Source organism: Actinoplanes sp. OR16 (assembly GCF_004001265.1).
Taxonomy (GTDB): Bacteria; Actinomycetota; Actinomycetes; order Mycobacteriales; family Micromonosporaceae; genus Actinoplanes.
Genome location: NZ_AP019371.1, coordinates 3,980,904 through 4,007,897 on the forward strand (window position 1 = coordinate 3,980,904; position 26,994 = coordinate 4,007,897).

The 26,994-nt window shown below is 69.2% G+C and carries 20 protein-coding genes and 1 tRNA gene; 14 read left to right on the forward strand and 7 right to left on the reverse strand.

Annotation, left to right across the window (positions count from 1 at the left end; genetic code table 11):
• The first annotated feature begins 5 nt into the window (after positions 1-5).
• On the forward strand, positions 6-1,181 hold the full coding sequence (locus EP757_RS18470) for an NAD(P)/FAD-dependent oxidoreductase (protein WP_127547698.1): 1,176 nt from the start codon (positions 6-8) through the stop codon (positions 1,179-1,181).
• 178 nt (positions 1,182-1,359) lie between these two features.
• Here EP757_RS18470 and EP757_RS18475 read toward each other — a convergent pair whose 3' ends face one another.
• Complete coding sequence (locus EP757_RS18475; RefSeq protein WP_127547699.1) at positions 1,360-2,232, reverse strand: GNAT family N-acetyltransferase; 873 nt, start codon at positions 2,230-2,232, stop codon at positions 1,360-1,362.
• A gap of 204 nt (positions 2,233-2,436) precedes the next feature.
• On the opposite strand from EP757_RS18475, the gene gltB reads away from it, so the two are divergent.
• From gltB to EP757_RS18495, 4 genes are all read left to right on the forward strand, one after another.
• On the forward strand, positions 2,437-6,966 hold the full coding sequence (gltB, locus tag EP757_RS18480) for a glutamate synthase large subunit (protein ID WP_127554306.1): 4,530 nt from the start codon (positions 2,437-2,439) through the stop codon (positions 6,964-6,966).
• Entirely contained in the window at positions 6,959-8,428 is a 1,470-nt protein-coding gene (locus EP757_RS18485) for a glutamate synthase subunit beta (RefSeq protein WP_127547701.1), read from the forward strand. Before gltB ends, EP757_RS18485 begins: the two co-directional genes overlap by 8 nt.
• 335 nt (positions 8,429-8,763) lie before the next feature.
• Positions 8,764-10,203 (forward strand): pyruvate kinase, encoded by a 1,440-nt coding sequence (gene pyk / locus EP757_RS18490; protein WP_127547703.1) that lies wholly within the window; start codon positions 8,764-8,766, stop codon positions 10,201-10,203.
• Positions 10,200-11,078, forward strand: coding sequence for an acyl-CoA thioesterase II (locus tag EP757_RS18495; protein ID WP_127547705.1), 879 nt, complete (start codon positions 10,200-10,202; stop codon positions 11,076-11,078). The genes pyk and EP757_RS18495 overlap by 4 nt, the downstream gene beginning before the upstream one ends.
• A gap of 87 nt (positions 11,079-11,165) precedes the next feature.
• Here the strand turns inward: EP757_RS18495 and EP757_RS18500 are convergent, their stop codons facing one another.
• Entirely contained in the window at positions 11,166-12,068 is a 903-nt protein-coding gene (locus tag EP757_RS18500) for a hypothetical protein (protein WP_232050564.1), read from the reverse strand.
• A gap of 222 nt (positions 12,069-12,290) precedes the next feature.
• Positions 12,291-12,364 (reverse strand) — tRNA-Leu (locus EP757_RS18505).
• A gap of 133 nt (positions 12,365-12,497) precedes the next feature.
• Here EP757_RS18505 and EP757_RS18510 point away from each other — a divergent pair.
• The 5 genes from EP757_RS18510 to EP757_RS18530 all read left to right on the forward strand — a co-directional run bounded on the left by EP757_RS18510 (position 12,498) and on the right by EP757_RS18530 (position 17,297).
• Positions 12,498-13,112 carry an ANTAR domain-containing response regulator gene (locus tag EP757_RS18510; RefSeq protein ID WP_127547707.1) on the forward strand — a complete coding sequence of 205 codons (615 nt, stop codon included), beginning with the start codon at positions 12,498-12,500 and terminating at the stop codon, positions 13,110-13,112.
• A gap of 165 nt (positions 13,113-13,277) precedes the next feature.
• Positions 13,278-14,567, forward strand: a complete 1,290-nt coding sequence (locus EP757_RS18515; RefSeq protein ID WP_232050565.1) for a branched-chain amino acid ABC transporter permease — start codon at positions 13,278-13,280, stop codon at positions 14,565-14,567.
• A 10-nt stretch (positions 14,568-14,577) separates the two neighbouring features.
• On the forward strand, positions 14,578-15,567 hold the full coding sequence (locus EP757_RS18520) for a branched-chain amino acid ABC transporter permease (RefSeq protein WP_127547709.1): 990 nt from the start codon (positions 14,578-14,580) through the stop codon (positions 15,565-15,567).
• Positions 15,557-16,522, forward strand: a complete 966-nt coding sequence (locus EP757_RS18525; RefSeq protein ID WP_127547711.1) for an ABC transporter ATP-binding protein — start codon at positions 15,557-15,559, stop codon at positions 16,520-16,522. Before EP757_RS18520 ends, EP757_RS18525 begins: the two co-directional genes overlap by 11 nt.
• Entirely contained in the window at positions 16,515-17,297 is a 783-nt protein-coding gene (locus EP757_RS18530) for an ABC transporter ATP-binding protein (RefSeq protein ID WP_127547713.1), read from the forward strand. Before EP757_RS18525 ends, EP757_RS18530 begins: the two co-directional genes overlap by 8 nt.
• Before the next feature lie 577 nt (positions 17,298-17,874).
• Here EP757_RS18530 and EP757_RS18535 read toward each other — a convergent pair.
• Entirely contained in the window at positions 17,875-19,143 is a 1,269-nt protein-coding gene (locus EP757_RS18535) for an ABC transporter substrate-binding protein (protein WP_127547715.1), read from the reverse strand.
• Between the two features lie 213 nt (positions 19,144-19,356).
• Between EP757_RS18535 and polA the strand changes: the two genes are divergently transcribed.
• Both polA and EP757_RS18545 read left to right on the forward strand, forming a co-directional pair.
• A complete protein-coding gene (gene polA, locus EP757_RS18540) occupies positions 19,357-22,050 on the forward strand; it encodes a DNA polymerase I (RefSeq protein WP_127547717.1) in 2,694 nt (897 codons plus the stop codon).
• 80 nt (positions 22,051-22,130) lie between these two features.
• Complete coding sequence (locus EP757_RS18545) at positions 22,131-22,517, forward strand: helix-turn-helix transcriptional regulator (RefSeq protein ID WP_232050566.1); 387 nt, start codon at positions 22,131-22,133, stop codon at positions 22,515-22,517.
• On the opposite strand, the gene EP757_RS18550 is transcribed toward EP757_RS18545, so the two are convergent.
• Genes EP757_RS18550 through EP757_RS18560 form a run of 3 tightly spaced genes read right to left on the reverse strand, consistent with a single transcriptional unit; the run spans position 22,507 to position 23,831 of the window.
• Complete coding sequence (locus EP757_RS18550) at positions 22,507-22,830, reverse strand: DUF3140 domain-containing protein (RefSeq protein ID WP_127547719.1); 324 nt, start codon at positions 22,828-22,830, stop codon at positions 22,507-22,509. The two genes, EP757_RS18545 and EP757_RS18550, sit on opposite strands and share 11 nt — an antisense overlap.
• Positions 22,823-23,020, reverse strand: coding sequence for a DUF2945 domain-containing protein (locus EP757_RS18555; protein WP_127547721.1), 198 nt, complete (start codon positions 23,018-23,020; stop codon positions 22,823-22,825). The genes EP757_RS18550 and EP757_RS18555 overlap by 8 nt, the downstream gene beginning before the upstream one ends.
• Positions 23,007-23,831: a class I SAM-dependent methyltransferase gene (locus EP757_RS18560; RefSeq protein ID WP_127547723.1), complete on the reverse strand. Its 825-nt coding sequence runs from the start codon at positions 23,829-23,831 to the stop codon at positions 23,007-23,009. Before EP757_RS18560 ends, EP757_RS18555 begins: the two co-directional genes overlap by 14 nt.
• A gap of 324 nt (positions 23,832-24,155) precedes the next feature.
• On the opposite strand from EP757_RS18560, the gene rpsA reads away from it, so the two are divergent.
• On the forward strand, positions 24,156-25,667 hold the full coding sequence (gene rpsA, locus EP757_RS18565) for a 30S ribosomal protein S1 (protein ID WP_127547725.1): 1,512 nt from the start codon (positions 24,156-24,158) through the stop codon (positions 25,665-25,667).
• A 132-nt stretch (positions 25,668-25,799) separates the two neighbouring features.
• Entirely contained in the window at positions 25,800-26,981 is a 1,182-nt protein-coding gene (coaE, locus tag EP757_RS18570) for a dephospho-CoA kinase (protein ID WP_127547727.1), read from the forward strand.
• The last annotated feature ends 13 nt before the right edge of the window (positions 26,982-26,994 follow it).

Below are 26,994 nucleotides of genomic sequence, written 5' to 3' on the forward strand. Positions count from 1 at the left end.
CGGGCATGCGTACGGCCGTAGTAGTCGGTGCCGGCATGTCCGGGCTCGCCGCTGCCGGGGCGCTGTCCCGGTCCGGATGGCAGGTCGTGGTCCTGGAACGGGCCGAACGCGTGGCCGCGGCGAACACCGCCGTGGTGCTCTGGCCCAACGGCCAGCGGGCCCTGGAGTCGCTCGACCCGGACGGCGGCTGGTCGGCGGTCTGGTCGCCGCTGCCCGACGGCGGTGTCCGGCGGCCGGACGGGCAGTGGCTCGTCGCGCCCCGGGTTCGCGCCGGGACGGGTCCGGCGCCGGCCGGGGTCCATCTGGAGGATCTGTACGACGCCCTGATCGCCGGACTCGGCGACGGCGTGGAGATCCGCACCGGTTTCGAGGTGACGACTGTCGTCTGCGGCGGGCAGCGGCCCGCGGTGGGCGACGGCCGTACCGTGATCGAGGCCGACCTGGTGGTCGGCGCCGACGGCATCGACAGCCGGGTCCGCGCCGCGGTGGCGCCCGAGGCGGTGGCGGCCGGCGCGGGACTGGCCGCGTGGCAGGCCGTGATCCCCGCGTTCCGGGTGCCCGAGCTGCCCGGGTTCGCAGGTGGGGAGACGCTCGGCTCCGGCTACCGCTTCGTGGCGATACCGCTGGGACCGTCCGCCCGTGGCGGCGTCTACTGGGTCGCGACGGCGGCCGGCGCGCCCCGGCCCGAGTCGCCGGCAACCCAGCTCGCGCTGCTGCGGCGCTGGTTCAAGGGCTGGCACGAGCCGATCGGCGCGCTGCTCGCCGCGACCCGGCCCGAGGAGCTGATCCCGCAGGGTGTCCGCGAGCTGCGGCCGCTGCCCCGGGCCTACGGGTTCCGCTCCGGCCCCGGCGGCGTCGTGCTGATCGGTGACGCGGCCCACGCCATGCCGCACCACCTGGGTCAGGGCGCCTGCCTGGCGTTCGAGGACGCGGCCACGCTGCGGGCGCTGATGGCCGGCCTGGCCTCGGGGGACGATCCCGGAGTGGCGGCCGAGGAGTACAGCCGGCTGCGCCGCCCGCGCACCACCACCGTGATCCGGCAGAACCGGCGGATGTCAGCGGTGGTCCAGGCCCGCGGCCGGTTGGCGCTGCGCGCTCGGGACGCCGCCCTCAACCACATGCGCCCTCGCCTCCTCGGCCGAACCCTCGACCCGGTAGCCGATTGGTCCCCACCCGACTGACCTCCGCACGGCTCTGGTGTGCAGCCGGGATGTGCAAGATCAGAGTCTGGGAACGGGATTCATCCGTTCGATGACGTGAGCCGCACCCGCTGTGAGCGCTAACAACAGCCTCGCGCGTAAGGGATGCACGTCACAGTGGTGCTTACCGCGTACCAAATCTTGGGAAGAGCCGGGAAAGTCACAGCGGCACGGCGGCCGGCTGCGCGACGCAAGCGGTGCCCACGCGGCGGAACCCGACACGGGTGTAGAGGCGGGCCACATCGTCGTCGCCGGCCGAGAGTAGGACGAGGTCCACCCCGCGGGCCAGCAATCGGCCGGTCAGCGTGGCCGTGAGCTGCGACGCATAACCCCGGTTGCGCGCCGACGGCAGGGTGGCGACCCCGACGACCTCGGCGACCTGGCCCACCCGCTGGCTGGTCGCCGTCGCCAGGATGCCCTCGGCCGGCGACTCGGCGACGGCGGTGACGTAGTCGCCACTCTCCAGCATCACCCGGGTGGCCTGGACGGCTTCCGGGGTGAGCTCCTCGAAGGCGTCCCTCTCGGCCGGGCCCGCACCGTCGATGACCAGGGTGTTCTCCACTACTTCGAGGGGAGCGCGGTAGGCCGGGGCGCCGAAGCCGAGCCGGGCCACGGCGCGGGCGGCGCGCAGGTCGGCGGCGAAGGCGGGCGAGGCCGGATCGAGGTAGCGGATCCTGGCGTCGCGGATCGGCAGGTCCGGGACGAGCGCCGCGGGATCTAGCACGAGCAGCGGCGCGAGCAGGACGTCGAGACCGGCCGAACGGGCCACCGCGAGGAGATCGGGGCTGCACTCGTGCACCCACTCGAAGGCCTCCGGGACACCGAGATCACGCTGCCGGCGGCGGGTCTCGATGATGTCCGCGGCCGAAGGGGTGTGCGAACCGAGCCGCGGACGGGCATAGTAGGGCCAGCCCTCTCCCTCGCGGACGAAGAGATCCAGCGAACCGATCTCCTCGACTCGCGCCCAGGGGCGGGGCAAAGCGTCGTAGAACTGTTCGAGTCGGTCGAAGAGGCCGGAATCCGCTGGCGCCATCGCGCGAGACTACCGGTCTCCGTACCGGCTGTGCTATTCAGTTCCTCCGCCTATCGGTGCGAGGTGTGATCAATCCGCATCTGGCGGAGATCAGTGTCTCTTAACGTAGACTCAAGAGACTTTGCAGGGCCGACGTCGTCCCGACCTCAGAATGAAACACCAGTGACGACAGGAGGCCCGGTGGCATATCCGCACCCCCAGGGGATGTACGACCCGGCGTACGAGCGTGACGCGTGTGGTGTGGCCTTTGTTGCCGACATTCACGGACGTCGCTCCCATGACGTGGTCTCCAAGGGTCTTTCCGCCCTTATCCGCCTGGACCACCGGGGCGCCCGAGGCGCCGAGCAGAACACCGGCGACGGCGCCGGCATCATGATCCAGGTACCGGACCGGTACTACCGCGCGGTCGCCGATTTCGAACTGCCGCCCGCGGGCTCCTACGCGGCCGGTCTGGTCTTCCTGCCGACGGACCCCGACGACGCGGCCCGGGCGATCAAGGTCTTCGAGAAGTACGTGCTCGTCGAGGGCGGTGAGGTTCTCGGCTGGCGTGACGTGCCGGTGGACCCGGCCGACCTGGGCGCCACCGCCGAGGACGCGCGCCCGGCGATCCGCCAGGTCTTCCTGGCCGCGCACCGGCTCTCCACCTCGGCCGCCGGTCCGGCCGGCGAGCAGCTGTCCGGCATCGAGCTGGACCGGGTGACCTTCTGCATCCGCAAGCAGGCCGAGCGGGAGACGTCGCAGCGTGGCGTCGCGATGTACTTCCCGTCGCTCTCCTCGCGGACCATCACGTACAAGGGCATGCTCACGCCCGAGCAGCTGCCCGCGTTCTTCCCGGACCTGACGGACGAGCGGGTCGACAGCGCCATCGCGCTGGTCCACTCGCGGTTCTCCACGAACACGTTCCCGTCGTGGCCGCTCTCCCACCCGTACCGGCTGATCGCCCACAACGGTGAGATCAACACGATCCGGGGCAACAAGAACTGGATGGCGGCCCGCGAGGCGCTGCTCTCCTCTCCGAACCTGCCGGGCAACATCAAGCGGCTCTTCCCGATCAACTCGCCGGAGGCGTCCGACTCGGCGAGCTTCGACGAGGTGCTGGAGCTGCTGCACCTGGCCGGCCGCAGCCTGCCGCACGCGGTGCTCATGATGATCCCCGAGGCGTGGGAGAACGACCCGGAGATGGAGCCGGCCCGCCGCTCCTTCTACCGGTTCCACGCGAGCCTGATGGAGCCGTGGGACGGCCCGGCCGCGGTGGCGTTCACCGACGGCACGGTCATCGGCGCGGTGCTGGACCGCAACGGTCTGCGCCCGGGACGCTGGTGGCACACCGCCGACGGTCTCGTGGTGCTCGGCTCCGAGGCCGGCGTCATCGACTTCGCTCCCGGCCAGGTCGTGGCGAAGGGCCGCCTGCAGCCCGGCAAGATGTTCCTGGTCGACACCGAGGCCGGCCGCATCGTGCACGACGCCGAGATCAAGGCCGAGCTGGCCGCCGCCGAGCCGTACGCGGACTGGCTGCACGCCGGGCTGATCGAGCTGGGCGACCTGCCGGCCCGGGAGCACGTCATCTACACGCACGACTCGGTGCTGCGCCGGCAGCAGGTCTTCGGCTACTCCGAGGAGGAGCTGAAGATCCTGGTGGCGCCGATGGCGCGGACCGGCGCCGAGCCGCTCGGCTCGATGGGCACCGACACGCCGATCTCGCCGCTCTCGACCCGGCCCCGGCTGCTGTTCGACTACTTCCACCAGCTCTTCGCGCAGGTGACGAACCCGCCGCTGGACGCGATCCGCGAGGAGCTGGTCACCAGCCTCTCGATGACGATCGGCCCGGAGGCGAACCTGCTCAACCCGGGTCCGGCGAGCTGCCGCCAGGTGGTCCTGCCCGGTCCGGTGATCGACAACGACGAGCTGGCGAAGCTGCTCTCCATCGACGAGGACGGCGATCTGCCCGGTTTCAAGGCGGTGCGGGTCTCCGGCCTGTACCCGCTGCGGGACGGCGCGGCCGGCATCAAGGCACGGCTCACGCAGATCTGCCGGCACGTGTCCGAGGCGATCGAGGACGGCGTACGCATCCTGGTCCTCTCCGACCGCGACTCGAACGCCGACCTGGCGCCGATCCCGTCGCTGCTGCTCACCGCGGCGGTGCACCAGCACCTGGTCCGCGAGCAGACCCGCACCCAGGTGGCGCTGGTCGTCGAGTCCGGTGACTGCCGCGAGGTGCACCACGTGGCCACGCTGATCGGCTTCGGCGCGGCGGCGGTCAACCCGTACCTCGCCTTCGAGAGCGTGGACGACCTGATCGCGACCGGTGCGCTGGCCGGGATCGACCCGCGCAAGGCGGTCCGCAACTACGTGAAGGCGCTCGGCAAGGGCGTCCTGAAGATCATGTCGAAGATGGGTATCTCGACGGTGTCGTCGTACTGCGGCGCACAGGTCTTCGAGGCGGTCGGCCTGGAGAACAAGCTGCTCCAGCGCTACTTCGCGGGCACTTCCGGGCGGATCGGCGGTGTCGGCCTGGCCGGCATCCACGCCGAGGTCAAGGCGCGGCACGAGAAGGCGTACCCGGCGAACGCCGCCGAGCGGGCGCACCGCCGGCTCGAGGTCGGCGGCGAGTACCAGTGGCGTCGCGAGGGCGAGGTCCACCTCTTCAACCCGGAGACGGTGTTCCTGCTTCAGCACGCCACGCGGTCCAAGCAGTACGACGTTTTCCGCAAGTACACCGAAAAAGTCGACAAGCTCGCTGCTGAGGCCGGTCATCTCCGCGGCCTGTTCCGGTTCAAATCGGACAGGGAAGCCATTTCCGTGGACGACGTCGAGCCCGCCAGCGAGATCGTGAAGCGCTTCGCGACCGGCGCGATGAGCTACGGCTCGATCTCCGCCGAATCGCACGAGACCCTCGCCATCGCGATGAACCGCATCGGCGGCAAGTCGAACACCGGCGAGGGCGGCGAGGACGTCGAGCGGCTGTACGACCCCGAGCGCCGCTCGAGCGTCAAGCAGATCGCGTCCGGCCGCTTCGGCGTGACCAGCGAGTACCTGGTCAACGCGGATGACCTGCAGATCAAGATGGCGCAGGGCGCGAAGCCCGGCGAGGGTGGCCAGCTGCCCGGCAACAAGGTGTGGCCGTGGGTCGCCAAGACCCGGCACGCCACCCCGGGTGTCGGCCTGATCTCCCCGCCGCCGCACCACGACATCTACTCCATCGAGGACCTGGCCCAGCTGGTCCACGACCTCAAGATGGTCAACCCGGCGTCCCGGGTGCACGTGAAGCTGGTCTCCGAGATCGGCGTCGGCACTGTCGCGGCGGGCGTCGCGAAGCTCAAGGCCGACGTCATCCTGATCTCCGGCCACGACGGCGGCACCGGCGCGTCCCCGCTGAACTCGCTGAAGCACGCCGGCACCCCGTGGGAGCTCGGCCTGGCCGAGGCCCAGCAGACGCTGCTGCTCAACAAGCTGCGCGACCGGGTCACCGTGCAGGTCGACGGCCAGCTCAAGACCGGCCGGGACGTGGTCATCGCGGCGCTGCTCGGCGCCGAGGAGTTCGGTTTCGCCACGGCTCCGCTGATCGTCTCGGGCTGCATCATGATGCGGGTCTGCCACCTGGACACCTGCCCGGTCGGCATCGCCACGCAGAACCCGGTGCTGCGCGAGCGCTTCACGGGCAAGCCGGAGTTCGTCGAGAACTTCTTCATGTTCCTCGCCGAGGAGGTCCGGGAGATCCTGGCCGAGCTCGGTTTCCGGAGCATCGACGAGGCGATCGGCCAGGCCGAGGTGCTCGACGTGGTGCAGGCGATCGACCACTGGAAGGCGAAGGGTCTCGACCTCGCGCCGGTGCTCTACGTGCCGGAGCTGCCCGAGGGCGCCTCCCGCCGCGGCATCGTGGCTCAGGACCACGGCCTGGAGAAGGCCCTGGACAACGAGCTGATCGCGCTGGCCCAGCCGGCCCTGATCAAGGGCACGCCGGTCCGCGCCGAGGTGCCGACCCGCAACGACCAGCGCAGCGTCGGCGCGATGCTGGGCGGCGAGGTCAGCCGGCGGTACGGCGGCAACGGACTGCCCGACGACACCATCTCGTTCACCCTGCGGGGCACGGGCGGGCAGTCGTTCGGCGCGTTCCTGCCGCGCGGCGTGACGCTGCGGCTGATCGGCGACACGAACGACTACGTCGCGAAGGGCCTCTCCGGCGGACGGGTGATCGTGCGCCCGGCCGAGGACGCGCCGTTCGTGGCGGAGGAGAACACGATCGCCGGCAACACCATCCTGTACGGCGCCACCGGCGGCGAGATCTACCTGCGTGGCCGGGTGGGCGAGCGGTTCGCGGTCCGCAACTCCGGCGGCCAGGCGGTCGTCGAGGGCGTGGGCGACCACGGCTGCGAGTACATGACCGGCGGTGTCGTGGTGGTGCTCGGCCCGACCGGGCGCAACTTCGCGGCGGGCATGAGCGGTGGCAAGGCGTTCCTGCTCGACCTCGACCAGTCGCTGGTCAACCCGGAGCTGGTCGACCTCTCGCCGCTCACCGAGGAGGAGCGCGAGGTGCTGCGCTCGCTCGTCGAGAAGCACCACGCCGAGACCGACTCGGCCGTCGCCGGTCGGCTGCTCAAGGACTGGTCCGCCTCGGTGGAGCGGTTCACCGCGGTCGTGCCCCGCGACTACAAGCGAGTGATGGAACTGATCAGGACCGCCGAAGCCGCCGGTCGCAATGTGGACGAGGCGGTCATGGGGGTTACCAGTGCCTGATCCGAACGGTTTCCTCCGCTACGAGCGGCAGCTCCCGAAGCGCCGCCCGGTCCCGCTGCGGATCATGGACTGGCGAGAGGTCTACCCGCCCGCGGGCGAGGAGCTCATCCGCGACCAGGCCACCCGGTGCATGGACTGCGGCATCCCGTTCTGCCACGACGGTTGCCCGCTGGGCAACCGGATCCCGGACTGGAACGACCTGGTCCGGACCGGCAACTGGGAGTCGGCGATCGAGTCGCTGCACGCGACGAACAACTTCCCGGAGTTCACCGGCCGGCTCTGCCCGGCGCCGTGCGAGGCGGCCTGCGTGCTGGGCATCGCCGACGACCCGGTGACGATCAAGCAGGTCGAGGTCGAGATCGCCAACCACGCCTTCGAGCGTGGGCTGGTGCCGCAGCCGTCCCCGGCGTCGTCCGGCAAGTCGGTCGCGGTGGTCGGGTCCGGCCCGGCCGGCCTCGCGGCCGCCCAGCAGCTGGCGCGAGCCGGTCACGCGGTCACGGTCTACGAGCGCGACGACCGGATCGGCGGCCTTCTGCGGTACGGGATCCCGGACTTCAAGATCGAGAAGCATGTCATCGACACGCGGCTCGCTCAGATGGAGGCCGAGGGCGTCGTCTTCCAGACCGGTGTGAACGTCGGCGTCGACATCACCGCCGACGATCTGCGGGAGCGCTTCGACGCGGTGCTGCTGGCCGCCGGCGCCCTGGCCGGCCGGGACACCCCGGAGACGGCGGGACGTGGGCTCAACGGCGTGCACCTGGCCATGGAGCATCTGGTCCCGGCCAACCGGATCGTCGCGGGTCTGCAGGACACCACGCCGATCGACGCCAAGGGCAAGCACGTGATCATCATCGGCGGCGGCGACACCGGGGCCGACTGCCTCGGCGTGGCCCACCGCCAGGGCGCCGCCTCGGTGACGCAGCTCGACCAGTACCCCCTGCCGCCCGACGTGCGCACCGGCGTGAAGGACCCGTGGCCGACCTGGCCGATGATCCTGCGCAATTACGCCGCGCACGAGGAGGGTGGCGACCGGGTCTTCGGCGTCGCCGTGCAGGAGTTCGTCGGCGACGAGGACGGGAACCTGGTCGCGATCCGGCTGGCCGAGGTCCAGGTCGAGCGGATCGACGGGGTTCGTACCGTCACCGCCGTCCCCGGCACCGAGCGGGAGCTCCGCGCCGACCTGGTGCTGCTCGCCATCGGCTTCGAGGGCACCGAGGACCAGCCGCTGCTCGCCCAGTTCGGCCTGAGCCGCAACCGGCGCAACGTGCTGGACGCGGACCTCGGCTGGCAGACCCCGGCCGAGGGCGTCTTCGTCGCGGGCGACATGCACAAGGGCGCGTCCCTGATCGTCTGGGCGATCGCCGAGGGCCGCGCCGCGGCGTCGGCGATCCACAACTACCTGGGCGCGGCCGGCGAACTGCCGGCGCCGGTGCGCTCGGATTCCCAGCCGCTCTCGGTCTGACCCATTCACCACGAACGGCCCGCCGCTTTCGCGGCGGGCCGTTTCGCCATTCCGGCCCCAGAACCAGCGGCCCCGGAAATCGCTATTTCGCTCGGACGAAGAGCAAATTCAGAATTGATTACCGAGCGTTAAGGCCGGAGAGGCCGCCGCCGGGGTCGGCATGTGCCGACGGGCGCCCGGAGCCGACCGATAAGCTGAACCCCGCGGTCGCCGACGCCCGCCGGACGACGCAGCTCACCCGTGTGGACGCGGGTTTGACCTCGCCGTCGACACCCGCAGTTCATGCCGTTGCCGGGGGTCGGCCGCCGAGCCGACCGGGGAGAAGGACTAGCCTGATGGCCGTGACACGCCGCGTAAAGATCGTCTGCACGATGGGCCCCGCCACCAAGTCTCCTGAGCGCATGCTCGGCTTGGTCGAGGCGGGCATGGACGTGGCCCGGATGAACTTCAGCCACGACACTCGTGAGAACCACAAGGAGATGTACGAGCTGGTCCGCTCCGCCGCGGAGCAGACCGGCCGTGCCGTCGCCATCCTCGCCGACCTCCAGGGTCCGAAGATCCGGCTCGGCAAGTTCGCCGACGGGCCACACCGCTGGGAGACCGGCGACCGGGTCGTCATCACCAGCGACGACATCCTCGGCACCAAGGAGCGCGTCTCCTGCACCTATACGAAGCTGCCGCAGGAGGTCAAGGCCGGTGACCGGCTCCTGATCGACGACGGCAAGGTCGCCGTCGAGGTGACCGGCGTCGAGAACGGCAAGGACATCCAGTGCCTGGTCACCGAGGGTGGCCCGGTCAGCAACAACAAGGGTGTCTCGCTGCCGAACGTCGCGGTCAGCGTCCCGGCCATGAGCGACAAGGACGAGCAGGACCTGCGGTTCGCGCTGAAGCTCGGCGTCGACCTGGTCGCGCTCTCCTTCGTGCGCTCGCCGGAGGACATCAAGCTGGTCCACGCCGTGATGGACGAGGAGGGCCGCCGGGTCCCGGTCATCGCCAAGGTGGAGAAGCCGGAGGCCGTCGAGCACCTCGAGGCCATCGTGCTCGCCTTCGACGGCGTCATGGTCGCCCGCGGTGACCTCGGTGTCGAGCTCCCGCTGGACCAGGTCCCGCTGGTGCAGAAGCGCGCCGTGCAGCTCTGCCGGGAGAACGCGAAGCCGGTCATCGTCGCGACCCAGATGCTCGACTCGATGATCGAGAACTCGCGTCCGACCCGCGCCGAGGCCTCCGACGTGGCGAACGCCGTGCTCGACGGCACCGACGCCGTGATGCTCTCCGGCGAGACCTCCGTCGGCAAGTACCCGGTCCTCACCGTCAGCACGATGGCGAAGATCGTCAGCACCACCGAGGCCGGCGGCATGGGCGTCCCGCGCCTGCAGCACGACCCGCGCACCCACGGTGGCGCGCTCACCGTCGCGGCCTCCCAGATCGCCCGCAACATCGGCGCGAAGGCCCTCGTCGCGTTCTCGCAGACCGGCGACACCGTCCGCCGGCTCGCGCGTCTGCACTGCGACCTGCCGCTCTACGCGTTCACGCCGGTCGCGGAGATCCGCAACACCCTGGCGCTGAGCTGGGGCGTGGAGACCTTCCTGACCGACTTCGTCGAGCACACCGACGACATGTTCCGGCAGGTCGACGCGAAGGTGCTGGGTCTCGGCCTGGCCAAGCCCGGCGACTACGTGGTCGTCGTGGCCGGCTCCCCGCCGAACGCGCCCGGCTCCACCAACACCCTGCGCGTCCACCAGCTCGGCTCGCTCGTCGACCCGGCGACGGTGTGACCTTGCCTCTCCAAGGACAGGCCGCGGTCGACCAGCTTCTGGGTCTGCTCGACCTGAAGCAGATCGACGCGGCCACCTTCGAGGGCGAGAGCCCGCAGACGGGCGCTCAGCGCGTGTTCGGCGGCCAGGTCGCCGGGCAGGCGCTCGTCGCGGCCGGGCGGACGGTCGACCCGTCCCGCCAGGTGCATTCGCTGCACGGATACTTCGTCCGGGCCGGCGACCCGACGGTGCCGATCACGTTCCACGTGGAGAACATCCGGGACGGCCGGTCGTTCTCGGTGCGGCGCTCCACGGCGAAGCAGCACGGTAAGACGATCTTCTTCATGTCGGCGTCGTTCCAGGTGCCGGAAGAGGGCCTGGACCACCACACGCCGCCGCCGGTCGACGTGCCGGCGCCGGAGGACGTGCCCACCATGCGCGACTGGGTGGAGCGTTACCCGGAGCGGATGGGCATGTTCAAGGCCTCGCCGCAGGCCGTCGACGTGCGCTACCTGGGTGTGCCGGGCTGGGTGCCGCCGGGTGACCGTGAGGTCCAGCCCGAGCAGCGGGTCTGGATGCGGATCAACGGCACGCTGCCGGACGACCCGCTGATCCACGCCTGCGCGCTGACCTACGCGTCCGACCTGTCCCTGCTCGACGCCGTCCTCTCCACGCACGGCGAGGTCTGGGGTCCGGGCGGGGTGATCGGCGCGAGCCTGGACCACGCGCTCTGGCTGCACCGGCCGTTCCGGGCCGACGAGTGGTTCCTCTATGACAGCGCGAGCCCGTCCGCCAGCGGCGCTCGCGGTCTGGCCAGTGGCCGGATGTTCACCCGGGACGGCCGGCACATCGCCAGCGCTGTCCAGGAGGGTCTGCTCCGCAGAGTAGGCGCTTGAGGGCACCCCGCCGGTGTGGATCCCGGTCCGGCGACTGACCGTTGGAAATCGGATCCACCACCGGCGGGGCCGGGGACAGGCTTCATGTCAGATCTTGCCCGGCTGGTCGTCACGGCCACGCCCGGCCGACGTGGTCTCGGCGGCCCCTTCCGGGGTGTCCGGGACGGCCGGCAGGTCGGCCGGCTCGGCGTGCTTGGCGCTCTCCCGGGGACCGGTGATGCCGGCTTGCAGCAGCTTCGCGTCGAGGTCGGCGGTCGTGCGCACCACGTGCTCGTGGAAGGTGCTGCCGGCCAGGTGAGGGTTCCCACCCTCGGGGCTGACCGACGGCACGGCGTCCTCCGCGCGGTGGCGTGCCTTCGGCGACGCCTCGAAGTCCGCGTGCCCGGCGGAATATCCGGCGAGTCCCGCGGCGCGATCCGGGGGCAATTCCAAGATCTCTTTTCGTACGACCGGAGCAAGCTCGCGAAGCCGTAACGACGTGACCAGGTCGGCGACCCCGCGCAGCACCGCGAGACCGCCGAGGGTCACCACGATCAGGTCCCCGGCGGCAGTGAACGGGCCGGCCGAGAAGTAGCCGAGGCCGGTCTCCAGCACGCCGACCGTGACGATCAGGCTCCACACCCGATCCGATCCGCGGGTCATGATCCCGACGGCCACGTCCACCGCGCCGCGGACCATCAGGTACCAGCCGACCAATGCGGCCGGTGTGGCCAGCGCCGAGTCCGGCGCGACGATCGTGGCGGCCGCGGTCGCTCCGAAGATCACCGTGAGGCCGGCGTTCAGCCACCAGGTGCGGGTGCCGGCCAGCGTACGCAGCAACTCGCAGACCGCACCGAAGAGGATCACCGGTCCGGCCACCGCGGCGATGTCGGCGGGCTGCAGCCGCATCACGGCCCAGGAGACGACCAGCCACGCCGCTCCCGCGAACATCAGGAAGCCCCACATGCTCCCGCGGGCGACGGTCAGGGGCGAAGAACCGGACACCAGCATGAGGCCTCCCGACGAAGCTGTCCCTGACATGACAGCACCCACCGGGAGTCGTGGCCCGGGGTTCGCGCAGATTGCCGGGGAAGCTCTCAGGATTCGCATTCGGGCGTGTGTAACGCGGCGTTTATGCGAGCGAAATGAAAAGTGGGCGGTCCCGCGTACGAGATAAATGCTCTTCGGGATCGATAAGCGCTGATCCGCTGGTCGCGGCGGACGCGGATTTTGTGCCCCCGGTGGGATTCGAACCCACACTGTATGGTGTTTGAGACCATCTTCTCTGCCGGTTGGAATACAGGGGCCGGCCACTGACTGATCATGACGTGGGATGGTCACGCCAGGATGAGTCCCCGACAGCCTACCTACTAGGCTTAGGGCGGCGACACCCACATACCGGGGTGTCGCGACATCGACGTTCTGGGAGTAGGGGTTTCCGTGGCCGACACGCAGGCTGGTGCCGAGCGCAAGCGGGTGCTCATCGCCGAGGACGAGGCCCTGATCCGGCTGGACCTCGCCGAGATGCTGGTCGAGGAAGGCTACGACGTCGTCGGCGAGGCCGGCGACGGCGAGACCGCGGTGCGCCTGGCCGAGGACCTCAAGCCCGACCTGGTCATCCTGGACATCAAGATGCCGATCATGGACGGCCTGGCCGCCGCCGAGCGGATCGCCGGCGGGCGGATCGCCCCGGTGGTCATGCTGACCGCTTTCAGTCAGCGCGAGCTGGTCGAGCGGGCCCGCGAGGCCGGCGCCATGGCGTACCTGGTCAAGCCGTTCCAGAAATCCGACCTGGTTCCGGCGATCGAGATCGCGCTGTCGCGCTACTCGGAGATCGCCGCGCTGGAGTCCGAGGTGGCCGGCCTGACGGATCGGCTGGAGACGCGCAAGTCCGTCGAGCGTGCCAAGGGCGAGCTCATGACGAAGTACGCGATGACCGAACCGCAGGCGTTCAAGTGGATCCAGCGGACCGCGATGGATCACCGGATGACGATGCGCGAGGTCGCCGATCGGATCCTGAAGGAGTCCGAGGGCGAGAGCGCAACCCCTGAGTAGATCGATGTCGAGCCACCCTTGCGGGATTGGCTCTTGACCGAAGATTGAGGCTTCGTAACGGCTCTGTTACGACCGGCTGCAACGCTCCTATGCAGGCTATGATCCCCGCCAGTCCTTCGCGAGACGTCTGGCGGGGATTTCTGCTGCTAAACACAAGGAGCATCGTTGCGTAGAGCCGTGATCATCTTCACGGCCGTTCTCGGATTCCTGTTCACTTCCCTGGGTTTCGGCGCCACGAGCGCACTGGCCGAGGGTGAGTCGTTACAGGGCACGTTGATCAATGCAGGCCAGCCGGTGGCGGGCGTGGTTATCAAGGTGGCGGACGAGGGCGGCACTTCGGTCGGTGAGGCGACTTCCACAGCTGACGGAAAGTGGTCGGTTGCGGTCCCGGGAGCCGGGACTTACAAGGTCGACCTCGATACCGCGACGCTCCCGCAAGGCGTGGTCGTCACCACCGGCCGGTCCAGTCTGACACTCAGCGTCTTCGAGGGCGCCGCACGTAACGTGCTGTTCCCCCTCGGCCCGGCGGCCGGCGCCCCGGGCACCGAGGAACCTGAGGAGTCCGGCAGTTCGACGGCCTCGCGGGTCGCCGACCTGGTCTATACGGGTATCCATTTCGGTCTGATCATCGCGCTGGCGGCCCTCGGCCTCTCGCTGATCTTCGGCACCATGGGCCTGACCAACTTCGCCCACGGCGAGCTGGTCACCTTCGGCGCCCTGGCCTGTTTCCTCCTCAACGTGACCGTCGGACTGCCTCTCGAGCTCGCGGCCGTGCTGGCCGTCATCCTCGGTGGCGCCTTCGGGTACTTCCAGGACCGGTTCTTCTGGGGCTGGCTGCGCAACCGCCGCACCGGCCTGATCGGGATGATGATCATCTCGATCGGTGTGGCCCTGATCCTGCGCTACCTGTACCTGTTCTTCTTCCGCGGCGACACCCAGCAGTACACGAAGTACGTCGCACAGCCCGGCATGGACCTCGGTCTCATCCAGGTCGCGCCGAAGAACCTGGTGATGGACGCGATCGCGATCCTGGTCCTGGTCATCGTCTCGCTCGCGCTGGTCAAGACCCGGCTCGGCAAGGCGACCCGCGCGGTGGCGACCAACCCGTCGCTGGCCGCCGCATCAGGCATCAGCGTCGACTCGGTCATCCGCCTGGTCTGGACGCTCGGTGGCGCGCTCGCCGCGCTCAGTGGTGTCATGCTCGCCCTCTTCCAGGGCGTGAACTACCAGATGGGCTTCCAGATCCTGCTGCTGGTCTTCGCCGCGGTCACTCTCGGTGGTCTCGGCACGGCCTGGGGCGCGCTGCTCGGCAGCATGGTCGTCGGCCTGGCCACCCAGCTGTCGACGCTCTGGATCCCGACCGAGCTCAAGAACGTCGGTGCGCTGTTCGTGCTCATCGTCATCATTCTGATCCGGCCGCAGGGCATCCTGGGCCGCCGCGAGCGGATCGGTTGAGGGGGGAACGATGAACTGGGACATCATCTTCGGCGTCTCTCTCGAGTCGCTGATCAACGCGACGATGATCGCGTACGCACTGGCGGCCATCGGCCTGAACGTGCACTTCGGTTACACCGGCCTGCTGAACTTCGGCCAGTCGGCGTTCCTCGGCGTCGCCGCGTACGGCCTCGCCATGACCGTGTCGACGTTCGGCCTGCCGTTCTGGACCGGCATCCTGGTCGGCCTCTTCGCCGCCGTCCTGCTCGCGCTGCTGCTCGGTATCCCGACGCTGCGCCTGCGGGCCGACTACCTGGCGATCGTGACGATCGCCGCAGCCGAGATCGTCCGCCTGCTCTTCCGCTCGGTGTCGCTGAGCGAGTGGACCGGCGGTTCCGACGGTCTGCAGCGGTTCTCCGACGACTTCTTCGCGATGAACCCGTACAGCGGCTCGCTGGAGATCGGGATCGTCAGCTTCGACGAGCGTGAGCTCTGGGTCATGACGGTCGGCTGGATCCTCATCGCGATCTCGCTGCTCATCGTGTTCCTGGCGATGCGCAGCCCGTGGGGCCGCGTCATCAAGGCCATCCGCGAGGACGAGGACGCGGTCCGCAGCCTCGGCAAGAACGTCGTCTCCTACAAGATGCAGTCGCTCATCCTGGGCGGCGTGCTCGGCTCGCTCGGCGGCTTCATCTTCTCGCTGAGCCGCGCCGCGGTGCAGCCGGACACCTACGGCACCGAGTTCACGTTCTACATGTACACGATCGTGATCCTCGGTGGCGCCGCCCGCGTCTTCGGCCCGGTCGTCGGGTCGATGATCTTCTGGTTCCTGCTCGCGTTCGTGAACGCGGTGCTGCCGTCGGCGATCTCGGCGGGCTACATCCCGAGCTGGCTGATGGACGCGAACCAGGCGGGTGCGGTCGGGTACATCCTCGTGGGTCTCGGCCTCGTCCTCTTGCTGATTTTCCGCCCGCAGGGCATCTTCGGCGACAAGAAGGAGGTCATGCTCGATGGCCGATGACGTCACCGTTCCGCCCGGCGTAGCCCGCGCGGCAGCCGCGCTCAAGGACGTTCCGCACGAGCCCGGCGCACCCAAGCCCGACCCGATCCTGGTCGCCGACAAGGTGGTCCGCCGCTTCGGTGGTCTGACCGCCGTCAACGTGGACCACATCGAGATCCAGCGTGGTGCGATCACCGCGCTGATCGGTCCCAACGGGGCCGGCAAGACCACATTCTTCAACCTGCTGACCGGTTTCGATCGCCCGGACGAGGGCGACTGGAAGTTCAACGGCAAGCCGCTCGCCGGCGTGCCCGCGCACAAGGTCGCGAAGCAGGGCATGGTCCGTACCTTCCAGCTCACCAAGGCGCTGTCCCGGCTGTCGGTCATCGACAACATGCGCCTCGGCGGCACCGGCCAGAAGGGCGAGTCCTTCTGGAAGTCGCTCGTCCCGGCCATCTGGAAGGGCCAGGAGCAGGAGATCACCGAGCGGGCCGACGAGCTGCTCGCGCGGTTCAAGCTCGACGCCAAGCGGGCCGACTTCGCGGGCAGCCTCTCCGGCGGCCAGCGCAAGCTGCTCGAGATGGCGCGGGCGCTCATGGTCCAGCCCGACATGGTCATGCTGGACGAGCCGATGGCCGGTGTTAACCCGGCGCTGACGCAGTCCCTGCTCGGCCACGTGAAGAGCCTGCGGGAGGACGGGATGACCGTCCTCTTCGTGGAGCACGACATGGACATGGTCCGTGACATCAGCGACTGGGTCATCGTGATGGGCCAGGGTCAGGTGATCGCGGAGGGCACTCCGGACACGGTCATGGCGGACCCGCGGGTCATCGACGCGTACCTTGGTTCGCACCACGACGGCACCGAGCACGACGCCGCGGAGGCGGAGGCCGAGGTGCCCGGCGTTTCTGACATTTCGGTTTCTTCGGAATCGTCGGATTCGTCGGCTTCGAAGGGCGGTAAGGCCGATGAGTGACGCGACCTCCAGCAACGAGATCGAGGGCCGCGAGGAGCACCTGGCGGCGGCCGAGGGCGCCCTGGTCCGCGTCGACGACGTGATCGCCGGCTACCTGCCGGGCGTGAACATCCTCAACGGCTGTGACCTGTACGCCAAGGAGGGCGAGCTGGTCGGCATCATCGGCCCCAACGGCGCCGGCAAGTCGACCCTGCTCAAGTCCCTCTTCGGCCTGGTGACGATCCGATCCGGGCAGGTCACCCTGCGCGGCGAGGAGATCACCAACGTCAAGGCGAACAAGCTGGTCGCCAAGGGCATCGGCTTCGTGCCGCAGACCAACAACGTCTTCGGGACCCTCACCATCGAGGAGAACCTGGAGATGGGCACGTTCCTGCGGCCGAAGCGCTTCAAGGAGCGTTTCGACTTCGTGGCCGGCCTCTTCCCCGCCCTGGGCACCCGGCGCAAGCAGCGCGCCGGCTCGCTCTCCGGCGGTGAGCGGCAGATGGTCGCGATGGGCCGTGCCCTGATGATGGAGCCCTCGGTGCTGCTGCTCGACGAGCCCTCCGCGGGCCTGTCACCGGCGATGCAGGACGAGGTCTTCTTCCGCACCAAGCAGATCAACGACACCGGCGTGACCGTCATCATGGTCGAGCAGAACGCCCGTCGCTGCCTGCAGATCTGCGACCGGGGCTACGTCCTGGACCAGGGCCGCAACGCGTACACCGCCTCCGGCCGCGACCTGATCCACGACCCGAAGGTGATCGAGCTCTACCTGGGGACGCTCGCCCGAGCCTGACCCGCGCTCGTCCTCGAAAGGCCCCGGAGCCGTTCTGGTTCCGGGGCCTTTCCTGCATTCCCTGTACGGGTGACCGCCCCACCCGCCGACTCCCCACGGCGAGCCCTTGTGGCGCCCGGGAGCTGTTCGCCTCCGACGTCACCCGAGATCCAGCACAGCGGCCCGCCGGCTTGCCGCCAAGGGGGAACGAACTCCGGCTGCACGCCAGCGCCGTCTCCGCGCCCGTTTTGTCGCTCTTTTGTGCAGCCAATCGTCGTGGGCCGGGTTCATCGCTGTTCTCTCGGTGACGAGTCGCCCCCGGACCGCGTCGCGTGTGGACTCCCACCGACCCCGGATCTTGGAATGCCGGGCCGCGACGTGATTCGTGCCGCGGGAGCTCTCAGGCGGCCCGTGGCGGCCCTTCCCGCGATCTTGGAGGACCCGTGGGGGGTACGAACGGGCCGGCCGGGCTGAAGGCCTCAGGAGTGGGAGTGGCAGAAAGCGGGGCGGTCACCCGTACAGGGAAAAGGGCGAGGGCCCGACCTGATGGCCGGGCCCTCGCTGGTGAAGAAGGTGGAGCTACTACCGGAACGTGCTATCAGCCGTCGATCTTGCCGGTCTGGTAGGCGACGTTCTTGTAGGTGTTGTCGGCGCCGTACTGGTAGATGCCGATCGTGGCCTCGGCCGGGTCACCGGCGTCGTTCCACTGGACCGGGCCGCTCACGCCGTCGTAGTCGATGTCCTTGCCGGCGGCCAGAGCTTCCTTGCACTGCTGGAAGGTGGTGCACTTCTCGCCGTCCTTGCTGACCGCGGCCAGCTGCTTCGAGAAGTCGGCGGGGGCGTCGCTCTTGGCTGCCTCGGCGGCCAGGGCGCTCAGGATCGCCGCGTCGTAGGACTCGGCGGCGTAGGAGAAGTCCTTCAGGGCCGGGTCGACCTCGAGGAGCTTCTTCTGGAAGTCGTCGCCCGCCTTCGCGCCCGGCAGGGTGCCCTTGGCGCCTTCGAAGGTGCCGTTCGGGAACTCGGAGCCGTAGTTCGACAGGTTGCCGTCGACGAAGTACCACTTCTTCGACTTGGCGGTGAGGCCGGCCTCGACCAGCTTCGGGACGATCTTCTTGGTCTCGTCGAAGCCGATCATGATGATCGCCGACGGGTTGGCCTGCTTGATCTTGCCGATCTCAGCCGAGAAGTCGGCCGCCTTCGGGTCGTAGACCTCTTCGGCGACGACCTGGCCGCCACCGCTCTCGATCGCGGCGCGAGCCGACTTGGCGAGACCGGTGCCGTAGGCGTCCTGGAGGACCAGGAGGCCGACGGTGGCGTTGCCGTCGGCGACGACGAGGTCACCGAGGACGCGGCCCTGGAGCACGTCCGGCGGAGCGGTCCGGAAGTAGAGGCCCTTGTCGTTGTACGTGGTGAACTGGTCCGACGTGTTGGCCGGCGAGATCTGCACCACGCCCGCACCGGTGATCTTGTCGATCACGGAGAGGGAGACCGAGGACGAGGCGGCGCCGATGATGACGTCGGCCTTCTCGGCGAGCAGCTTGTTCACGGACTGGCTGGCGATGTCGGTGGAGGTGTCGCCGGAGTCGGTGTCGCTGACGACGACGTCCTTGCCCAGGACGCCACCCGCGGCGTTGATCTCCTTGGCGGCCAGGTCGACGCCGGCGAACTCGGGCGGGCCGAGGAACGCGAGCGAGCCGGTCTGCGGCAGCAGGGTGCCGATCTTCAGCACACCGTCGCCGCCGGCGGCGGCGGGGGCCGAGGACGAACCGTCGGACGGCTCGTCGCTGGAGTTCGAGCACGCGCCCAGAGCAAGGCAAGCGGCACCCAGCACGGCGACGCTGCGCCATGCGAAGTTGCGGCGGATCATCAATTCTCCTTTGTCCAGCGCGGTGGGTGCGTTTGGTGGGCTCCCACTGCCATGACGCTGATGCTGTGGAAACTTAAAGGGCGGAAGACCTCTGCACTAGGGCTGGGCGCGGGCTGCAACAGGACAGTTGCCTATCCGTAACCTTCCGCAAGTGTCAGACGTATGGGGAGTGACGACGGGAAGTGTCATACCCGGCGACTAGAGTTCTCCGACGTGAGCGATGACGCCCAGACTCCCCGCCTGCTGCTGCTCGACGGCCACTCCCTGGCCTACCGGGCTTATTTCGCGCTCCCGGTGGAGAACTTCAGCACCGCCACCGGCCAGCCGACGAACGCCGTCTTCGGGTTCACCTCGATGCTCATCAACATGCTGCGCGACGAGAAGCCGACGCACATCGTGGTGGCGTTCGACCTGTCCCGGCGCAGCTTCCGCACCGAGAAATACGCCGACTACAAGGCCGGCCGCTCGGAGACGCCGCAGCCCTTCCAGGGTCAGGTCAGCCTGATCAAGGAGGTGCTGGAGGCGCTGCGCATCCCGGTGGTGGAGAAGGAGAACTACGAGGCTGACGACGTCATCGCCACCCTCGCCACCCAGGCCCGCGAGAGCGGCATGGAGGTGGTCATCTCCACCGGCGACCGCGACGCGTTCCAGCTGTCCGGTGAGCACGTCACGATCCTCTACCCGGTCCGTGGCGTCTCCGAGGTCTGGCGGATGACCCCCGAGGCGATCGAGGCGAAATACTTCGTCCCCCCGGGGCTCTACCGCGACAAGGCCGCCCTGGTCGGCGAGGCCAGCGACAACCTGACCGGCGTGCCCGGCGTGGGCGACAAGACCGCCGCCAAGTGGATCAATGAGTTCGGCGGACTCGACGGCATCATCGCCAACGTCGACAAGATCAAGGGCAAGGCGGGGGAGAGCCTGCGCGCCCACCTGGCCGACGTGATGCGCAACTACGAGCTCAACCAGCTGGTCTGCGACCTGGAGCTGCCGCTGCGCCCGGAGGACGTCCGCTGGCAGGGGTGGGACCGCGAGGCGGTGCACGCCGTCTTCGACGCCCTCGAGTTCCGGGTGCTGCGCGAGCGGCTCTACTCCTACCTCGAAGCGGTCGAGCCCGAGGCCGAGTCCGGCTTCGACGTGGACGGCCGGATCCTGTCCACCGGCGGGGTGTCCGCCTGGCTGCGCGAGCACGCGGGCACCGCCCCGGTCGGCGTCGCGGTCACCGGCCGGTTCGGCCGGGGCACCGGCGAGCTCACCGGCGTCGGCGTGGCCACCGCGGGCGGCCCGGCCGCGTGGTTCGACCCGTCGGCTCTCGACGAGGACGACGAGCGGGCCGTGGCGGCCTGGCTGGCCGAGCCCGGCCGCCCCAAGGTGGTCCACGACGCGAAACCCGCCCTGCTCGCCTTCCAGGCGCACGGCTGGCAGCTCGCCGGCGTCACCACCGACACCGCGCTCGCGGCCTACCTCGCCAAACCCGACCAGCGTGCCTACGACCTGAACGACCTGGCCCTGCGCTACCTCAAGCGCGAGCTGCGGGTCGACGAGCCGGACAACGGGCAGATGAGCCTGATGGACGGCCTCGGCGACGAGGGCGCCGCCGAGATGAACCTGATGCTCCGCGCCCGTGCCACGCTCGACCTGGCCGAGGTGCTCACCGCCGAGCTGTCCCGCGACGGCGGCGAGTCGATGCGCCTGCTGGCCGACGTGGAGCAGCCGCTGTCGGTGGTGCTCGCCCAGATGGAGCGGCTCGGCATCGCCGCCGACACGGAATACCTGTCGGAGCTGGAGTCGCACTTCGCCGCCGAGGTGAAGGCGGCTCAGCAGGCGGCGCACGAGGTGGTCGGCCGGGAGTTCAACCTCGGCTCGCCCAAGCAGCTCCAGGAGATCCTCTTCGTCGAGCGCAACCTGCCGAAGACCAAGAAGATCAAGTCCGGTTACACGACCGACGCCGACGCGCTGCAGAGCCTCTTCGCGCAGACCGGCGACCCGGTTCTGGAGCACCTGTTGCGCCACCGTGACGTGGCGAAGCTGAAATCCACTGTCGACGGCCTGCTCAAGTCGGTCTCCGACGACGGGCGGATCCACACGACGTTCAACCAGACGGTCGCGGCGACCGGCCGGCTGTCGTCCACCGATCCGAACCTGCAGAACATCCCGATCCGCACCGAGGAGGGCCGCCGCATCCGCCGCGCCTTCGTGGTCGGCCCCGGCCTCGAGCAGCTGATGACGGCCGACTACAGCCAGATCGAGATGCGGATCATGGCGCACCTCTCCGGCGACGACGCGCTGATCGCCGCGTTCAACTCGGGCGCCGACTTCCACGCCGCCACCGCGTCGTCGGTCTTCCACGTCGGGCTCGGCGAGGTGACGGCCGACCAGCGTCGCAAGATCAAGGCGATGAACTACGGCTTGGCGTACGGACTGAGTGCCTTCGGCCTGTCGAACCAGCTCACCATCTCCACCGAGGAGGCCCGCGGCCTCATGGAGGAATACTTCGAGCGCTTCGGCGGGGTGCGCGACTACCTGCAGGCGGTGGTGGCGCAGGCCGGCAAGGACGGCTACACGGCGACCATCCTGGGCCGCCGGCGATACCTGCCCGACCTGCTCAGCGACAACCGGCAGCGCCGCGAGATGGCCCAGCGGATGGCGCTGAACGCGCCGATCCAGGGTTCCGCCGCGGACATCATCAAGATCGCGATGCTGCGGGTCGACGAGGCGCTGAAGGACTCGGCCCTGGAGTCGCGGATGCTGCTGCAGGTCCACGACGAGCTGGTGTTCGAGGTGGCGGCCGGCGAGCGGGAGCAGCTCGAGGAGCTGGTCCGCCGGGAGATGGGCGGCGCCTTCCCGCTCTCGGTGCCGCTGGAGGTGTCGGTCGGTGTCGGCCGTGACTGGAACGGCGCCGACCACTGAAGCAGCCGGTCACGAAAATGATTTGAATCGGACGAGTGGCATTTCCCGCACATCTTGCGATGATCTGCCACTCTGGTCCGATGCCGAGTGGATCGATGTCGATGGAGATCGCCGGGTCCCGGCCCTCACTGGTGCTCTCCATCATCGCTCAGGTCGCCGGAGCGACCCTGGTGAGAGGTCAGATCGAGGCCGGCCGGGCGACCGTGATCGCCGGGATGTTCAAGGCTCTGGGCGACCCGGTCCGGCTGCGCCTGCTGTCGATGATCGCGTCGACGCCGGAGGGCGAGATCTGCGTCTGCGACCTGAGCGCCGAGTTCGACCTGACCGGGCCGACGATCTCGCACCACCTGCGGATCCTGCGCGAGGCGGGCCTGGTGGACTGCGACCGCCGCGGCACCTGGGTCTATTACCGCCCGGTGCCGGACACCCTCACGCTGCTGGCCGACGTCCTGGACGTCAAGCCTTGAGGGGGTCGTGCCCCCAGTTCATCAGGGAGTGACGCCATCGGGTTCCGCTCACGTCGCCGTCGGGCCGCTGGGCGAGGTGCCGGTGGACGTACCCGACGACCTTGCGCATGTGCTCCTCGTCGCCGCCGGTCAGCTCGGACTTCTTCTTCCCGAGGATCGTGACGATCTTCCGGCCGGAGTCGTGACCCACCGATTCGGCCGAGCCGGACGACTTCTGGCCGACCTCCTTGGACTCGTCGCTGGTCAGCCAGTCGCGCAGTTCGGCGGCGGTCATGTTCACGGCCTCGCGGAATTCGGCGTGCACATCAGCCATGACGAAGAGACTCCGGCTTGTGTACGGCTTCCCGCCCGCTCTTGTCGCTCTTCACCTTGTACTGCGGCTCCTCGGGCGAGGCGGCGACGGTCCGCCCGGCGGCCTGGGTCCGCTCGGTGATCTTCTGCTCGACGGTGCCGTGAACGGTCTCGCCGTGGCTGCGCCAGGTTACTTTGTCACCTTTTCTCATGCTCCCGGGATACCCGCTCAGGCAGGTCGCACACAAAAATGGCGGTTCCGGGGAAGAGCCGACCCCGCAGCGGGCTCCACTGGCCCCAGATCTGGGTGTGCCCCTCGGGCCACTCCGGCTCGACCAGATCGCGCAGCACGAACCCGGCCGCCACCAGTTCCCGGACCCGGTCCCCGAGCGTCCGATGCTGTTCCAGATAGGTGACCTCGCCGTCGTCGCCGCGTTCGACGTACGGGGAGCGGTCGAAGTACGAGTTCCGCACCGTCAGGCCCGACTCGTCCGGCTCGTCCCAGAACGCCCAGCGCATCGGATGCGTCACCGAGAACACCCAGCTCCCGCCGGGCCGCAGCACCCGGGCCACCTCACGCATCGCGGCGGCCGAGTCGGCGACGAACGGGATCGCCCCGAACGCCGTGCACACGATGTCGAACGCGTCGTCGGCGAAGGGCAGGGCGAGCGCGTCGGCCTGCACCAGCGGCACCTCCACCCCGCTGCGCCCGGCCGCTTCGCGCGCGTGCCGCAGCATGCCGCCGGAGAGGTCCATCGCGACCGGGTCGGCGCCCTCGGCGCGCAACCACCGGCTTGCCGCCGCGGCGCCGGCGCCGAGTTCCAAGATCTTCTTGCCCGGTACGTCGCCCAGAAGCCGTGCGTCCGCCTCCCGCAGACGTTCGGGGCACCAGACGAAGTCGACGTCGCCGAGGAAGGCGCCGTGCTCGTCCTGGTAGTCGTCGGCGTCGAGGTCCCACCAGGAGCGGTTCGCCCGCCGGGCTTCCGGCTCGGTCACGGGCTTCCGGGAGGCGATCTCAGTCACGCGGCAACGGTACGGCAGGCGTGTCGCCGGTTACGATTCGGCCCATATAGGTCATGCTGGCTGGTTCCGGACCGGCAATGTGCCGCGGTCCTCAGGAGGGCTTGCAACCTGTGGTAATGCGCACGGTAAGCTAGTCGATGCGCTCGCGGATCGTGTGCCTCGGCAGGGAGCAGGTTCCGTGGTCGCCGGTCTCGGCATGATCGACTGCATTGATCAGACTTGCTCTCGGGTGGGTCGTCTCGCTCGTTCGTGTCGTGGCCAGCGGCAGTTCCGTGGAGCGCGGGAGACACCACGCCAATCCATCCGTTCGGAGCAACTGTCCACATGACGAGCAGCATCGAGGCCACCTCGAGCGCCAACAAGGTCACCGTCGACGATCTGGGTTCTGAGGAAGCTTTCCTCGCCGCCATCGACGAGACCATCAAGTACTTCAACGACGGCGACATTGTCGAAGGCACCGTCGTCAAGGTCGATCGGGACGAGGTCCTGCTCGACATCGGCTACAAGACCGAGGGTGTCATCCCCTCGCGTGAGTTGTCGATCAAGCATGACGTGGACCCCGCGGAAGTGGTGTCGGTTGGCGACCACATCGAAGCCCTCGTCCTCACCAAGGAGGACAAGGAAGGTCGCCTGATCCTCTCGAAGAAGCGCGCTCAGTACGAGCGGGCTTGGGGCACCATCGAGAAGATCAAGGAAGACGACGGCGTCGTCCGTGGTTCCGTCATCGAGGTGGTCAAGGGTGGCCTCATCCTCGACATCGGCCTCCGGGGCTTCCTCCCGGCGTCCCTCGTCGAGATGCGTCGTGTCCGGGACCTGCAGCCGTACGTCGGCCGCGAGCTCGAGGCGAAGATCATCGAGCTGGACAAGAACCGCAACAACGTGGTTCTGTCCCGCCGCGCCTGGCTCGAGCAGACGCAGTCCGAGGTTCGCACCGAGTTCCTCAACAAGCTGCAGAAGGGCCAGGTCCGCAAGGGCGTCGTGTCCTCCATCGTCAACTTCGGTGCCTTCGTTGACCTGGGTGGCGTGGACGGCCTCGTGCACGTCTCCGAGCTCTCCTGGAAGCACATCGACCACCCGTCCGAGGTCGTCGAGGTCGGCCAGGAGGTCGAGGTCGAGGTTCTCGACGTCGACCTGGACCGCGAGCGCGTCTCGCTGTCGCTGAAGGCGACCCAGGAGGACCCGTGGCGTCAGTTCGCCCGGACCCACGCGATCAACCAGATCGTCCCGGGTAAGGTCACGAAGCTCGTTCCGTTCGGTGCGTTCGTCCGCGTCGACGACGGCATCGAGGGCCTGGTCCACATCTCCGAGCTCGCCGAGCGTCACGTCGAGCTGCCCGAGCAGGTCGTCCAGGTCGGTTCGGACGTTCTGGTCAAGGTCATCGACATCGACCTCGAGCGTCGCCGGATCTCGCTGTCGCTCAAGCAGGCCAACGAGAACTTCGTGGAGGGCGAGGAGCACTTCGACCCCACCCTCTACGGCATGGCCGCGACGTACGACAACGAGGGCAACTACATCTACCCGGAGGGCTTCGACCCGGAGACGGGCGAGTGGCTCGAGGGCTTCGACAAGCAGCGTGAGACGTGGGAGAAGCAGTACGCTGACGCCCGCGAGCGCTGGGAGGCCCACACCAAGCAGGTGCAGGCGTCCCGTGAGGCCGACGCTGAGGCCGCGCTCAACCCGGCTCCGGCCGGCGGCGTGACCAGCTCCTCCTCCTCGTCGTCCTCCTCCTCGAGCTCGTCGGCCCCGGCGCGCTCCACCGAGGAGCCGGCCGGCACGCTGGCCACCGACGAGGCTCTCGCGGCTCTGCGCGAGAAGCTTGCCGGCGGCAAGAGCTGACGCAGGCAGTAGCCGAGGGTTAGATCCTCACGAAAGGCCGTCCCGACTCCGGTCGGGGCGGCCTTTCGCCTTCCCTGGAATTTCCCGGTCCGGTCCGCGCTCGCGATCGAACGCCCCGGGATACTGTTCGTCATGCTGAGGGTGGGACTGACGGGTGGGATCGGCGCGGGCAAGAGCGCCGTGGCGAAGCGCCTGGCCGAGCGCGGCGCCGTGATCATCGACGCCGATCTGCTGGCCCGTGAGGTGGTCGAGCCCGGGACCGACGGTCTCGCCGAGATCGTCGCGGCGTTCGGCTCGGGGGTGCTCACCGCCGAGGGCGCGCTGGACCGGCCGGCCCTGGGCGCCAAGGTCTTCGGCGACGAGACGGCCCGGCGGACCTTGGAAGGCATCATTCACCCCCGGGTGCGGGCGCGGACGGCGCAACTGACCCGCGAGGCGGCGGCCGATGCGATCGTCGTCAACGATGTGCCGCTTCTGGTCGAAGCGGGACTCTATCCCTCGTACCATCTGGTGATCGTGGTCCTCGCCGACCGTGACCTGCGCATCCAGCGTCTCACCGAGCTGCGTGGCATGACGGCGGCGGAGGCCGCCGCCCGGATCAGCGCCCAGACCGACGACGAGCGACGCCGTGCCGCCGCCGACGTGATCATCACGAACGACGCGGGACTCGACGACCTGCACGCCCGCGTGGACGAGCTGTGGCGCGACCGGCTGACCGAGTTCGAACGCAACCTGCGCGCCGGCCGCGCCGCCGTACGCCACGAGGTGCGGATCTCGCCGCCGGATCCGGAGTGGCCGGTGCGCGCCGAACGGCTGATCGCCCGCATCCGGCACGGCCTGGGCGCGGACGCCGACGTGCGCCACATCGGCTCGACCTCGGTGCCCGGCCTGCCGGCGAAGGACATCATCGATCTCATGCTGAGCGTGCGCACCCTCGCCGAAGCGGACGCCCTCGCCGGCCGCCTCGCCGGGATCGGCTTCCCCCGGCGCTCCGGCGAATGGTTCGACAACGCCCGCGGCGTACCCGGCCTGACCTGGCCGAAACGCTTCCACGGCTGCGCCGATCCCGGCTACGAGGTGAACCTGCACGTGCGGGTGACCGGTTCCCCGGGCTGGCGGTTCGCCCTGCTCATGCGCGACCACCTGCGCGCGGTCCCGGCCGCGCGCGACGCCTACGCCGCCGCGAAGTCGAAGTGGGCAGCCCACTTCCCCGACCGAATCGGCTACGCCGAGGCGAAAGAGCCCTGGTTCGACGCCGAAGCCCGGGCAGCCGACGACTGGGCCGAAGAGATCGGCTGGCAGCCCGCCCCCTGAGCCCTCCCGACGG